11 protein-coding genes are annotated in these 12885 nt (G+C 66.1%); 5 read left to right on the top strand and 6 right to left on the bottom strand.

Annotated elements, in window-relative coordinates:
- Positions 1–97 precede the first annotated feature (97 nt).
- The 3 genes from ACVMIH_RS31185 (at position 98) to ACVMIH_RS31175 (ending at position 2917) form a co-directional block, all read left to right on the top strand.
- On the top strand, positions 98–940 hold the full coding sequence (locus ACVMIH_RS31185) for a hypothetical protein (RefSeq protein WP_456783346.1): 843 nt from the start codon (positions 98–100) through the stop codon (positions 938–940).
- A gap of 268 nt (positions 941–1208) precedes the next feature.
- Entirely contained in the window at positions 1209–2138 is a 930-nt protein-coding gene (locus tag ACVMIH_RS31180; RefSeq protein ID WP_076832838.1) for a sulfite exporter TauE/SafE family protein, read from the top strand.
- The gene (locus ACVMIH_RS31175) at positions 2135–2917 is read left to right on the top strand and encodes a TIGR02186 family protein (RefSeq protein WP_057016060.1); all 783 of its coding nucleotides are present in this window, start codon (positions 2135–2137) and stop codon (positions 2915–2917) included. Before ACVMIH_RS31180 ends, ACVMIH_RS31175 begins: the two co-directional genes overlap by 4 nt.
- A gap of 1 nt (position 2918) precedes the next feature.
- Here ACVMIH_RS31175 and ACVMIH_RS31170 read toward each other — a convergent pair whose 3' ends face one another.
- Positions 2919–4229, bottom strand: a complete 1311-nt coding sequence (locus ACVMIH_RS31170; protein WP_456864515.1) for an aspartate aminotransferase family protein — start codon at positions 4227–4229, stop codon at positions 2919–2921.
- 147 nt (positions 4230–4376) lie between these two features.
- Here ACVMIH_RS31170 and ACVMIH_RS31165 point away from each other — a divergent pair, with 147 nt between their 5' ends.
- A complete protein-coding gene (locus tag ACVMIH_RS31165; protein WP_168858469.1) occupies positions 4377–4868 on the top strand; it encodes an Lrp/AsnC family transcriptional regulator in 492 nt (163 codons plus the stop codon).
- A 14-nt stretch (positions 4869–4882) separates the two neighbouring features.
- On the opposite strand, the gene ACVMIH_RS31160 is transcribed toward ACVMIH_RS31165, so the two are convergent.
- The 3 genes from ACVMIH_RS31160 to ACVMIH_RS31150 are packed head-to-tail and all read right to left on the bottom strand — an operon-like array spanning position 4883 to position 7959.
- Complete coding sequence (locus ACVMIH_RS31160; protein WP_253625078.1) at positions 4883–6214, bottom strand: NRAMP family divalent metal transporter; 1332 nt, start codon at positions 6212–6214, stop codon at positions 4883–4885.
- 57 nt (positions 6215–6271) lie between these two features.
- Entirely contained in the window at positions 6272–7036 is a 765-nt protein-coding gene (locus ACVMIH_RS31155; RefSeq protein WP_456864513.1) for an MBL fold metallo-hydrolase, read from the bottom strand.
- On the bottom strand, positions 7033–7959 hold the full coding sequence (locus ACVMIH_RS31150; RefSeq protein ID WP_456864511.1) for a DMT family transporter: 927 nt from the start codon (positions 7957–7959) through the stop codon (positions 7033–7035). Before ACVMIH_RS31150 ends, ACVMIH_RS31155 begins: the two co-directional genes overlap by 4 nt.
- Positions 7960–8057: 98 nt before the next feature.
- Between ACVMIH_RS31150 and ACVMIH_RS31145 the strand changes: the two genes are divergently transcribed.
- The gene (locus tag ACVMIH_RS31145) at positions 8058–8921 is read left to right on the top strand and encodes a LysR family transcriptional regulator (RefSeq protein WP_028334601.1); all 864 of its coding nucleotides are present in this window, start codon (positions 8058–8060) and stop codon (positions 8919–8921) included.
- A gap of 236 nt (positions 8922–9157) precedes the next feature.
- On the opposite strand, the gene pdeM is transcribed toward ACVMIH_RS31145, so the two are convergent.
- Both pdeM and ACVMIH_RS31135 read right to left on the bottom strand, forming a co-directional pair.
- Positions 9158–9829, bottom strand: coding sequence for a ligase-associated DNA damage response endonuclease PdeM (gene pdeM, locus ACVMIH_RS31140; protein WP_456864509.1), 672 nt, complete (start codon positions 9827–9829; stop codon positions 9158–9160).
- 63 nt (positions 9830–9892) lie between these two features.
- A complete protein-coding gene (locus ACVMIH_RS31135; protein WP_456866588.1) occupies positions 9893–12649 on the bottom strand; it encodes a ligase-associated DNA damage response DEXH box helicase in 2757 nt (918 codons plus the stop codon).
- Between the last annotated feature and the right edge of the window lie 236 nt (positions 12650–12885).

The following is a 12885-nucleotide window of genomic DNA, read 5'->3' as shown; positions in this document are numbered from 1 at the left end:
GCCCTGACGGCGCCGCTGTCCTATACCTCAGGCCTTCGGCCGTGTAGACAGGCGCGCAGTTCCGCGCCGTCGGGGCGCGCGTTCCGGAGGGTCAGGCTTGTCTGTCCACGATCGCCAGGATGATGGAACGGGCCACCGTTCGTCGCCGACCGGTCCCCGCGTTGCGCCGCCGCGGCAGGCGCCGTCTCCATTCGCTCCGCGCCCTTCGGCCTCGCCTCCGCCGACGCCGCAAGGGAACGTGGCATCGCCGCCCCGCGCGTTCCGGTTCTCGCTCTGGTCCATCATCATCTTCGTGCTGCTGCTGTCGAGCGTCGCCATCCAGGCTTACCGGGACCTGTCGACGCCGGGCGCCTGGGACTTCTGGCGCGAGACCTACATCGCAGCCAGCATGACGTCCGCGGTGATTCCCGACGTCGACATCGACGGATCGGGCCGCGGCCGGCGGGCGCTTGCGATCAGCGGCAAGATCGGCTCGGCCAGCGCGAGCTGGTTCCGCGACCGGCTCAGCGAGGCGCGTCTCGCACCGGGCGACGTCGTGCTGCTGTCGTCGCCGGGCGGCGCGCTGAACCAGGCCGCGATCATGGGCGAGGTCATCCGCACGCGCGGGCTCGTCACCGCGGTCGCCACATCAGATGCCTCGGGCAAGCTACGCCCCGCGTCCTGCGCCAGCGCTTGCGTCCTGGTCTATGCCGGCGGCCAGACCCGCTATGGCATCGCGGGCTCGCGGCTCGGCGTGCATCGCTTCACGACGAGCACGCCCGTCAGCGATCCCCTCGCCGAGGCCCAACGCATCCAGGGCATGGTGCTGGGCTACGTGACCAAGATGGGCGTCTCTTCCGGGATCGTCGAGGCGATGTCGCAAACCTCCGATATCCGCTGGCTGAACCCGAAAGAAGCGCTCGCGCTGAACCTGATCACCAAGCCGGTCGATCGGCCGTGAGGCGACACAGGCGTCATTAATCTGAATTATCAACCACGTCCGCAGACGGCGGCCAGGTGCGGCGAAAAATGCCCCCGGGAGCGGATTCTTTAGTCCCTCCCCCCGCCGATTTCAGTTATGCAAGAACGCGGCAATCGACCCGCGTTCGCCTGCGTCTTGCGCGCCGACCGGATTCGTTCAGCCGGAGAATGCCCGACCAGAACGACATCACGCCGTGATGCGGCCTTGTGCTGCCGAACTCGCGGCGAACCGACAAGAAGCGACGCGCGTGCAGCTCTACCTCCCGATCGCCGACATTCCGGTCAATGTCTTCCTCATCCTGGCGATGGGCGCGGCGGTTGGATTCGTCTCCGGCATGTTCGGCATCGGCGGCGGCTTCCTGATGACGCCGCTGCTGATCTTCGTCGGCATCGCGCCCGCGGTCGCGGTTGCCTCCGTCGCCAGCCATATCGCGGCCTCCTCGTTCTCCGGCGCCATTTCCTATTGGCGCAGACGCGCGATCGATCCGCTGCTGGCGGCGGTGCTCCTGGTCGGAGGCACGCTCGGCACCACGTTCGGGGTGTGGACCTTCACCTTCCTGCGCTCGCTCGGCCAGCTCGACCTGATGATTGCGCTGTCCTACGTCATCCTGCTGACGACGGTCGGCGGGCTGATGTTCTGGGAAGGTTTGCGCGCGATGCTGCGCGTCCGCCGCGGCGGTCCGATCGCGCTGCGCAAGCCCGGCAGCCATGGCTGGATCCACGGCCTGCCCCTGAAGCTGCGCTTCAAGCGCTCCAAGATCTATCTCTCCGTCATCCCGGTCGTCGTGGTCGGACTCGCGATCGGCTTCATCGGCGCGGTGATGGGAATCGGCGGCGGCTTCATCCTGGTGCCGCTGATGATCTATGTGCTGCGGGTGCCGACCTCGACCGTGATCGGCACCTCGATGGTGCTCACCCTCGTCACCATGGTGTTCGCAACCATGCTGCACGCGGTGACCAACCATCTGGTCGACGCCGTGCTGGCGCTGATCCTGATGGTCGGCGGCGTCACCGGCGCGCAGTTCGGCGCCCGCGCCGGGCAGAAGATCCGCGGCGAGCATCTGCGCCTGCTGCTCGGCCTGCTCGTGCTCGCGGTCGGCATCCGCTTTGCGGTGGAGCTGGTGATCCGGCCGCAGGACCTCTACAGCATCCGCGAAACCGGCGGAGCCCCGCCATGAGGCTGCGTGCGGCGCTCGCGGTCATCGGTCTCGCCGCCGCCAGCCTGGCGGCCGCGCCCGCTCATGCCGAGCGGCTGATCGTGTCGGTCTCCAACCACCGCGTCACGGTGACGCCGAACTATTCCGGCGGCGAACTCGTGCTGTTCGGCTCGGTCGAGAAGGACGACAAAACGCCGGCCAATCGCAACAATTACGATCTCGTCGTCACGGTGTCCGGCCCGCGCGCCGACATGGTGACGCGGCGCAAGGAGCGCAAGTTCGGCATCTGGATCAACACCGACTCGCGCCAGTTCCTGCAGGTGCCGGGCTATCTCGCGCTGTTCTCGAATCGCCCGTTCGACCAGATCGCCTCGCCCGAGGTGCAGCGTCGGCAGCAGCTCGGGCTCAACAACGTGCTGCTGATGCAGCGGGTCGGGCCCGACTATGCCGACGTGGTGCCGAACGACCCGTTCCGCAGCGCCTTCGTGCGGCTGCGCTCCGAGCACGGGCTGTACCGTGAGGCGACCTCGGCGGTGACCTTCCTGACCCCGACCCTGTTCCGCACCGGCATTCCGCTGCCGGCGGAGGTGCCGATCGGCACCTATAATGTCGAGATCAAGCTGTTTTCCGACGGCGCGCTGGTGACCAAGGCCGAGACCGCGTTCGAGATCGTCAAGGTCGGCTTCGAGCAATTCGTCGCCACCACCGCGCGGCATAACGGCCTTGTCTACGGCCTGATCACCGCGTTCATGGCGCTGATGACCGGCTGGATGGCCTCGATCGTGTTCCGCAAGGATTGATTTAGCCAGCCCTGCTTTGCAATGCGCTTTCGAACGCGTCGCTGAGGATCGAGAGGCCAAGATCGATCTCGTCGTCGCTGATCGTCAGCGGCGGTGCAATGCGGAATACGCTGCCCATGCCGGGCAACTGAACGATGTTGGTGCTCAGTCCAAGCTGCATGCAGCGCTGAGAGACACGCGTTCCGAGCGCTTCGTCAGACTCCTTGCTGTAACGGTCGCGCACGATCTCGATGCCCTGCATCAGCCCCCTGCCGCGCACGTCACCGATGCATTCGAACCGGTTCTGAAGTGCGAGGAGCCCGTCCCTCAGCCGCGCGCCCGCTATCCTGGCGCGCTCGACCAATCTGTCGCGAAGGATGATCTCGATGACCTTCAGCCCGACCGCGGCCGGCATCGGGTCCGACACATGCGTCGTGTAGAACAGGAAACCGCGTTCGTGACACCGCTCTTCGATCTCGGCGGTGGTGATGACCGCAGCCAGAGGCAGCCCGGCACCGAGCGTCTTCGACAAGGTCAGGATATCAGGCACGACGCCGTCGCGCTCGAAAGCGAACATGGCGCCGGTTCTGCCGAGGCCGGTCTGCGCCTCGTCGATGATCAGCAGCATGCCGCGTGCCCGGCACAGCTCCTTCAACTCAGCAAGGTAGCCTTCAGGCAGATCGATCAGCCCGCCGGAGCTGAGGATCGGCTCGGCGATCATGCAGGCAAGCGAGCCGGTCGATTGGCGATCGATCAGATCGAAGGCGTAGGCCAGCTCGGCCCGCCAATCGGCCGCGTTGCCGAAGCGCGGGCGATAGGGGTTCGGCGTCGGGATCGCGAGCGAGCCGACCGGCGCCGGACCGTAGCCCTTGCGGCCGGCCGAATAGGTCGTTCCGGCCGCGCCAGACGTCATTCCGTGCCAGGACTGTGCGAACGCGACGGTCTCGAAGCCGCCGGTGGCGAGCTTGGCCATCTTGATCGCAGCTTCATTCGACTCGCCGCCGGTGCTCAGCAGCATGACGCGATCAAGCCCCGGCGGCAGCAGGCCCGCGAGCTGTTCGGCCAGCGCGACGACCGGGCGCGTCAGCATGCCGCTGAAGAGATGGTCGAGCCGTTCGGTATGCTCGCTGATGGTCTGGACGATCTCCGGGTGACCGTGACCGAGCACGGCGCTCATCTGCCCGGACGTGAAATCCAGGATGGCCCGGCCGTCGGCGTCATAGACGAAGGACCCGGAGGCACGCTCGATGATCACGGGAGCGAACGTCCCGCCATAGCGAATGAGGTGCCGCCGCGCGCGATCCCAAAAGGATTTGTCGTCATTTCCGGCCATGCCCGCTCCTTGCTGCTCGGTTGCAGCGATCAAAGAACCCTCGCACCACATCTTATGCGCGCGCGAGGGCAATGACATTGCGATTTGAGATGCATTTCAGCCCTTCTTCTGCAAACAATTGCGCAAAAGATGGAGAATGCGAAAGAAATGGGAACCGCGATCGTGATTGACGAGATCGACCGAAAAATCCTCGACGTGCTGCAGGTCGAGGGGCGGATCACGAATCTCGAGCTGGCCGAGCGGATCGGCCTCTCGTCCGCCCCCTGCATGCGACGCGTTCGCACGCTCGAAGAGGCCGGCGTCATCAATTCCTATGTGGCGCTGGTGGACCCGACGCGGGTTGGACTCGGATTCGACGTGATCGTCGAGGTCCGTCTCAAGCAACAGAACAGGGAATCCTTCACGCGCTTCGAGCGGAAGGTGATCGACCTTCCGGAGGTCGTCGAATGTTGCATGATTGCCGGCGATTGGGATTACTCGCTACGAATCGTGTCCTCGGACCTTGCGCGCTACCAATCGTTCATCCTCGACCGCCTTATGCATCCGGATAGCGACGTCGCGAGCTACCGCACGACGATCATCCTGCGAAAGGTCAAATCGACGACCAAGATCGATAGCTCGCTGTTCGGCGAGGGTTGAGGAGTTCGAACAAGCTACAGCAGGAAGCCGATCCCCATCGCGATCACGCTGAGCGCCATCGCGCCGGTCGAGAGCCAGCCGAGCCGGTACAGCCATCCGCGGACCACAAAGCGGTCCATGACGTCCCGGCGGCGGGCCATGAACATCAGCAGCACCATCACGGGCACCGCGAGCACGCCGTTGACGACCGCACTCCAGTACAACGCCGCGATCGGATCGATCGGCGTGAAGTTGAGCGCGATGCCGATGCCGCCCGACAGCGCCAGCACCGAATAGAACGCGATCGCCTCCTTCGGCCTGCGCGTCAGCCCGACCCGCCATCGCCGGCCCTCGCCGACCGCATAAGCCGTCGCACCCGCGAGCACCGGAATCGCCAGAAGGCCGGTGCCGACGATGCCGAGCGCGAAGATCACCTCGGCAAACGGCCCGGCGATCGGGCGCAGCGCCTCGGCGGCCTGCGCCGAGGTCTGGATGTCGGTCTTGCCGGTGGCGTGCAGCGATGCGGCGGCGGTGACGATGATCGACAATGCGATCAGGTTCGAAAACGCCATGCCGGTGATGGTATCGGCGCGGATGCGCGAGAATTCGTGCTGGGCGCCGTAATGCCGTTCGATCAGCGGATGCTTGGTGGCGTCGACCCGCTGCTCCTCCGCCTCCTGCGAGGCCTGCCAGAAAAACAGATAGGGCGAGATCGTGGTGCCGAGGATCGCAACGATGGTCGTGAAATAGTCGGCGCTCCAGCTGATGCGCGGCAGCAGCACGCCGGCCAGGGCCTCCATCCACGACACCTTGGCAAAGGCGAGCGCCGCGACATAGGCGAACAGGCTGAGCGTCAGCCATTTCAGGATCGTGACGTAGCGCCGGTAGTTCATGAAGATCTGCGCGGCCACCGAGGTCACGCCGAACAGCACCACATAGAGAATGGCCGGACCGCCGATCAGAAGCTTTGTGGCATCGGCCATGGCCGAGAGGTCGGCCGCGATGTTGATGGTGTTGGCAATCGACAGCAGCGCCACCACGACGGCGAGCAGCCAGCCCGGATAATGCCGGCATACATTGCCCGCGATGCCATGCCCGGTGACACGGCCGACCCGCGCCGAGATCTCCTGGATCGCGCTCATCAGCGGAAACGTCAGCAGCATGGTCCAGCCAATGCCGTAGCCGAGTTGCGCGCCGGCCTGGCTGTAGGTGCCGATCCCCGAAGGGTCGTCGTCGGAAGCGCCGGTGATCAGCCCGGGTCCGAGCGTCTTCAGGACACGGCTGAAACTGAACGGCTGGCGCCGGGGCTTCGCCGCCGGCGCATCGTCATGTTTGTCGTGTGGTGGGATCGTCCCTTGCCGCGTCATGTCCGGTTCCAGCCGTCTGACAACGAGCCGGATACCGGCAAGGTTCCTGAGGCGAACCTACGGCTCGATGACCGTGGCGACGCCGGGCTCGAGGATGCGCAGACGGCGGCCGAAGCCGAGCGTATCGAAGCTCGCGCGCAGGTCGCTCGCGCTCTGCCGGAAATGCGCCCAGCCGTCGGTATGAACCGGCACGATCACCGCGTCCGCAAAGGCGTGCGCGGTTTCGATCGCGTCATTGGTGTCCATGGTGAGATGGAAGGGGCCGCGGGTTTGCGCCGCGCCTGCGAACGGCAGCACCACGCCGCAGTCGAAGCGCCGCGCGACCTCGGCGACGCCGTCGAACCAGGTGGTGTCGCCGCTGACATAGACCGGACGGCCGGGCTTCGCCGGCTCGACCACGAAACCGATGACGTCGCCGGATAATGGCTCGATCCCCGCCGGCCCGTGCCGCGCCGGCGTCGCAGTGATGGTGAGCGTCCTGCCGCCTTTCGTCAGTGTGGTCCTGGCCCAGGGCGCAAAGCCCTCGGCGTTGCCGCCGAGCCGCTTGGCGCCGGCCTCCGTCGTCAGCACGCGCTTCGCCTCTTTAAGGAAATCCCGGCCGGTATGGTCGAGATTGTCGGAATGCTGGTCGTGGCTCAGCAGCACCGCATCGATCGCGCCGACATCGCGCACGCCGAGCGCGGGACCCGTCAGCTTCTCCAGTTTCACATGCGGCAATTGATACTCGCCGGGCGGATCGAAGGTCGGATCGGTGAGCAGGCGGAACCCGTCGATCTCGATCAGGGCGGTGGGGCCTCCGATCAGCGTGATGGTGATGCTCACGTCATACTCCTGTTGGCCGCGGCGGCTGCGGGGCGGGTCACCAGGTAAATGCCGAGCGCCACCGGAACGATCCCGAGCAGGTCGCGAAATTCGACATGCTCGCCGAGCACGAAATAGGCGAACAGCATGCCGAGCGGCGGCATCAGGAAGTGATAGGCGCTTGCGGCGGTCGCACCACACACTTTCAGGAGATGAAACCAGAGCAGATAGGCGAGGATCGAGCCGCCGAGTACGAGGAAGGCGAAGGCGCCGGCAAGCCGCATGCTGGGCACGATGTCGCTGACGCTGGAGAGCGTGAAGGCAAACGGCATCACCGCAAGGCCGCCAGCGATGTTCTGGATGCCGTTGCCGATCCACAGGCTGCCCTTCGGCGCCAGCAGCTTGAACAGCACGGTGCCGGCGACGATCGAGGCGAGCGAGGCCAGCGTGAACAGGATGCCATGCGGGCTGTCCGATCCGACCGACATGCGATGCCAGACGATGAAGGCGACGCCGACGATGCCGAGCACGAGACCAATCACCTTGCGCGAGGTCATGCTCTCACCGAGGAACAGCGCTGCCAGCATGGCGGTGAACACCGGATTGGCCGAGACGATCAGCGCGCCAAGTCCGGCGGAGACCGTCTTCAGGCCGGTATAGCCGAGGCCGAGATAGAGCGCGTTGTTGGCGACGCCGAGCACGGCGAACACCGCCGCATCTCGCCAGGTGAGATCCCATTGGTCGCGGCGCAGCCAGGAGATGGCGAGGATCAAGACCCCGGCGAGCGAAAACCGCGCGGCGAGCAGGATCAGCGGCGGGCAGTCGGTGACGCCGATTTTGCCGGCCACGAACGCATAGCTCCAGAGCAGGCAGAACAGGGCAATCAGCAGCGGCAGGGTATTGAAGCGGGCGCGGGAGGCGGCCATCGAGGTAGCGGCGGACATGGGCGAATTCTCCTTCGGCCATGATCTAGGCCCGCGCCTTGATATTTGGAAATTAAATGATAGACTGGCGTGCAGTGGATTTATAAATGGAGGCTGCGATGCTCGACCTGGAGCTATTGCGCAGTTTCGTCTCGGTGGTCGATGCCGGCGGCTTCACCCGCGCCGGAGAGCGCGTCCACCGCACGCAGTCGACGGTGAGCCAGCAGATCAAGCGCCTGGAGGAGGATGTCGGCCAGCCGCTCTTGATCCGTAGCGGCAAGGACGTCACCCCGACGGAAGCCGGCGAGCGGCTGTTGACCTATGCGCGGCGGCTATTGTCGCTCGCCGAAGAGGCCCGCGACGTGCTCTCGCGCCCCGGCAGCGAAGGCGCGATCCGGATCGGCATCACCGAGGATTTTGCCGCCTATCGGCTGACAAAGCTGCTCGCCACCTTCGCGCGCAGCCATCCGAATCTGCGGCTCGACGTGCGCTCCGGCCAGAGCCTGTTCCTGTACCGCGATCTCGAGCGCGGCGATCTCGATCTCGCGCTGATCAAGCGCGCCGCCAATGAGAAGGGCGGCATCGCCGTGTGGCCTGAACGCGTGCACTGGGTCACCAGCAAGAGCCACCCGCGCGATACGACGGCCGGCTCGGTTCCGCTGATCGGTTTCGCCTCGGGCTGTCTCTACCGCGCACGCGCCATCCATGCGCTGGAGAGCGCCGGCCGCAACTGGCACATGGCCTACACCTCCTCCAGCCTCGCCGGCATCCAGGCCGCGGTCGCCGCGGGCCTCGGGCTCAGCATTTTGTCGGAAATGTCGATCCAGCCCGAGCATCGCGTGCTGACCGCAAAGGACGGCTTTGCGCCGATCGACCGCACCGAGGTCGCCCTCGTCGCCGCCCCCGAGGCCAGCCCGGCGACATTGCGGCTGGCGGATCGGCTCGCGGAGTATTGCGAGAGCGTGCAGGCGAAGGCGGCTTAGGGCGAGGTCGCGCAAACAATCTCTGCTGTCGTCCTGCGAAAGCAGGGACCCATAACCACCGCATGCAGTTGTGATGCCGCGCTGGGGCCACAGCTTTGCGCAATCCCGAACAGTGGTAGTTATGGGTCCCGGGTCGCGCGGAGCCTGTCATCGGGCGGCGCTTCGCGCCGACCCGTTGGCTTGCCCGGGACGACACCGAGAATGATGGCAGCTTGGAATAAGCTGGTCGGCGATCCTCAATAACACCGTGACGCGACGAACGCGTGGACGCGGTTGTCGCCGAGCACATGGGCCATGAAGCCGGGCGATCCGAAAATCCGTGTGAACGCGCCATCGCGGATGCTCAGCCCCCCGGTGTAGGCGCCGAACGCCGGCATCACCGCGCGCTCGCCGTCGGAGGCGAAACAACGCCGCTCGATCGAGCGGCCGCGGGTCGGCACCCGCGCCTTGGGATGCAGATGGCCGGCGATCTCGCCGGCGGCGCCGGTCGGCTCATGGCGGAACACGATCGGACCGATCGCGACTTCGGTCGCGACCACACCGCCAAGACTGGAGGGCAGCGCCGGATCGTGATTGCCCGAAATCCAGATCCAGTTGCGCCGCAGCTGCAACGCCGCGAGCGCCTCGCGATCCGGATTCGACAGGCGTTCATGCGCATCGCTATCGTGAAAGCTGTCGCCGAGCGCGATCACCTGCCGCGGATCGTGCCGCGCGATGACAGCGGCGAGCCGGCTCAGTGTCGCGACCGTGTCGTAGGGCGGCAGCAGCACGCCGCGGCTGGCGAAGCTCGAGCCTTTTTCCAGATGCAGGTCGGAGACCACGAGCAGGCGCTGCGCTTCCCAGAACAGCGCGCCGGAGAAATCCGCCACGAAGCCGACATCCGCCACCGTGACCCTCGAAACGCGCATGTCGTCACCGTCTCGCAAAGCTAGCGCGCTTGCCGTCACGTCCTGTTCCCCAGAATACCAGCGTTACGTCGTCGCCTCCCGCACGAGTTCCTCGGCCGCCTCGGCCAGGAGCTCGTCGGATGCTTCGCCATAAACTGACTCGCGGCCGATTTCCAGCAGCGCGGGGACGGCAAGCGGAGAAACGTGGTCGAGGTCCTTGTGGGTGATTCGGCCGTGAATACGCGAAAGCATGTCGCTGAGACGGCGAAGATCGAGCAATCCCGTGGCGGCATCGCCGCGCGCGGCGCGCAGCAGCACATGGTCGGCCTGGTGCTTGCGCAACACGTCGTAGATCAGGTCGGTCGAGAACAGCACCTGGCGGCGCGACTTCTCCTCGTCGGTGAAGCGTCGCGCGATCAGGCCGGAGATGATGGCGCAGTTGCGGAAGGTGCGCTTCATCAGCGCCGATTCCGCAAGCCACGCCTCGAGGTCATCGCCGAGCATGTCGGGATCGAACAGCGCGTTGAGATCGAGCTTGCCGTGCCGGATCATGAAGGAGAGATCGCCGACGCCCCAGACCGCAAGCGCATACTCGTTGGCGACGAAGCCGAGCGGACGGGCGCGGGCGCGCTCCAGCCGGCGGGTCAGCAGCATGCCGAGCGTCTGATGCGCGAGCCGGCCCTCGAAGGGATAGCAGACCAGATAATGGCTGCCGCCGCGCGGAAAGGTCTCGACCAATAGCTCGCGCACCGCCGGCACACGCGAGAATTTCCGCTGCAGTGACAGCCAGTCGTGCACCTGGTCCGGCAACGCGTTCCAGGCGCGGCTGTTGTCCAACAGCTTGCGGACGCGTTCGGCAAGATAGGTCGACAGCGGAAACTTGCCGCCCATATAGGACGGCACTTTTGCGTCTTTATCATTGGCGCGGGAGACATAGACCTGGTCTTCAACCAAGGCCTCGTAGCGCACCACCTCACCGCCAAAGACAAAAGTGTCGCCGGGCACGAGGCCCTCGATGAAGACCTCCTCGATCTCGCCGAGCATCCGGCCGCCGCGCGCGATCGCGCCGGTCGATCCGCTACCGCCGGCGCGCGAGCGCACCAGCCGCACCTTCAGCATGGTCTCCTCGACAATGGTGCCGACGTTGAGACGATAGCTCTGCCGCACCTTGGGATTGGTGACGCGCCAGCGGCCCTGCTTGTCCTGCTTGATGCGCGCGAAACGCTCATAGGTCTTCAGTGCGTAGCCGCCGGTGGCGACGAAATCGACGACATCGTCGAAATCGGTGCGTGCGAGCGATGCATAGGGCGCTGCGGTCCGGACCTCATCATAGAGTTCATCGGACAGAAACGGCTTGCCGCAGGCGCAGCCGAGCACGTGCTGGGCCAGCACGTCGAGCGCGCCCGAGCGCAGCGGCGGCGTGTCCTGCGCATTCTCGGCGATGGCGTCGATCGCGACACGGCATTCCAGCACCTCGAAGCGGTTGGCCGGCACCAGCACTGCGCGGGAGGCCTCGTCGAAGCGGTGGTTGGCGCGGCCGATCCGCTGCATCAGCCGCGAGGAGCCTTTCGGCGCGCCGATATTGATGACGAGGTCGACATCGCCCCAATCGACGCCGAGATCGAGCGAGGAGGTGCAGACCACGCCGCGCAGCTTTCCGGCGGCCATCGCGTCCTCGACCTTGCGGCGCTGCGCGACGTCGAGCGAGCCGTGATGCAGCGCGATCGCCAGCCCATCGTCATTCATGCGCCAGAGATCCTGGAACAGCATCTCGGCCTGGCTGCGGGTGTTGACGAACACCAGCGTGGTTTTGTTGCGCTTGATCAGCTCGTAGACCTCGGGCAGCGCGTGGCGCGCGCTGTGGCCGGACCACGGCAACCGTTCTCTGGTGTCGAGCATCTCGACCACCGGCGGTGCGGCGCCGCTGGCGGTGACGACGTCGGCGGATGCATTCTGGCCACCGGGCTGCGGCACCAGGAAGCGCGCGAGCTGCTCCGGCTCGGCGACCGTCGCCGAGAGGCCAATAGCGCGTGTCTGCGGCGCGATGGTCCAGAGCCGCGCAAGTCCGAGCGACAGCAGATCGCCGCGCTTGGAGGTGACGAGCGCATGCAGTTCGTCGAGCACGATGCGCTTCAGCGAAGAGAACAGGAACGGCGCGTCGTCGGACGCCAGCAGCAGCGCCAGCTGCTCCGGCGTGGTGAGCAGGATGTCCGGCGGATAGCGCCGCTGCCGCTGCCGCCGCGACACCGGCGTGTCGCCGGTGCGGGTCTCGATCCTGATCGGCAGCCCCATCTCGGCGACCGGCGTCTCCAGATTGCGCGCGATATCGACCGCAAGCGCTTTCAGCGGCGAGATGTAGAGCGTGTGCAGCCCGCCGCTGCGGCGAACACCGCGGCCGGTGGAGATAAGGGCTGGGCGAACCGTCTTCGATTCAATTTCGTCGCTTGCGAGATCGTCGGGCTCCCTCCCCCTGAAAGGGGGAGGGTTGGGGTGGGGGTCAGCCGCTCGCTCCGTGCCCGCGGCTGACCCCCACCCGTCGCGCTCGGTTGCGCTAGTGCGCCCCCGAGCGTGCCGACCTCCCCCTTTCAGGGGGAGGTAAGAGTTCTTGCCCTGCCCCTCTCCACTCAACTCCACCAGTGTCGGCAAGAACCCCGCCAGCGTCTTGCCCGCTCCCGTGGGCGCGATCAGCAGCGCGGAGCGCTGCTCGCGCGCTTTCGCCAGCAGCGCGAGCTGATGCTCGCGCGGCGACCAGCCGCGTGAGGCAAACCAGTCGCGAAACCGGCGCGGCAGGAGATCGGCCGTTTCCGACGGCGGAACGGAAAAGAGATCGAGCGTCGACACGCCCAAGAGGTAGGTTGTTCAGGCGGCTTCGTCGAGGGCGGAGCGGAAATGGCGGCAGGTGGCAGGACTACCAGCGCGCTCCGTGCGCTGCGAAGCGCCTGGATGTCACCTCGCCCCGCCTGCGGGGAGAGGCATAGGCCGCCCTTGGCGGCCGTTCAAAGAAACGCCGAAGCGAAGCTTCGGCTATGTCGCATCGCCAGATGCGATCCGGGTGAGGGGGTACAGGTCTTACAACT

The organism is Bradyrhizobium sp. USDA 4503, from assembly GCF_054055815.1.
Note: the sequence above shows the minus strand (reverse complement) of the source record. Positions and strands in the feature narration are given on the sequence as shown.

Coding starts and splice junctions, on each gene's coding strand:
- ACVMIH_RS31175 (WP_057016060.1), top strand. CDS start 2,135: ATGAGGCTGCGTGCGGCGCTCGCGGTCATCGGTCTCGCCGCCGCCAGC.
- ACVMIH_RS31170 (WP_456864515.1), bottom strand. CDS start 4,229: ATGGCCGGAAATGACGACAAATCCTTTTGGGATCGCGCGCGGCGGCAC.
- ACVMIH_RS31165 (WP_168858469.1), top strand. CDS start 4,377: ATGGGAACCGCGATCGTGATTGACGAGATCGACCGAAAAATCCTCGAC.
- ACVMIH_RS31160 (WP_253625078.1), bottom strand. CDS start 6,214: ATGACGCGGCAAGGGACGATCCCACCACACGACAAACATGACGATGCG.
- ACVMIH_RS31150 (WP_456864511.1), bottom strand. CDS start 7,959: ATGTCCGCCGCTACCTCGATGGCCGCCTCCCGCGCCCGCTTCAATACC.
- ACVMIH_RS31145 (WP_028334601.1), top strand. CDS start 8,058: ATGCTCGACCTGGAGCTATTGCGCAGTTTCGTCTCGGTGGTCGATGCC.
- pdeM (WP_456864509.1), bottom strand. CDS start 9,829: ATGCGCGTTTCGAGGGTCACGGTGGCGGATGTCGGCTTCGTGGCGGAT.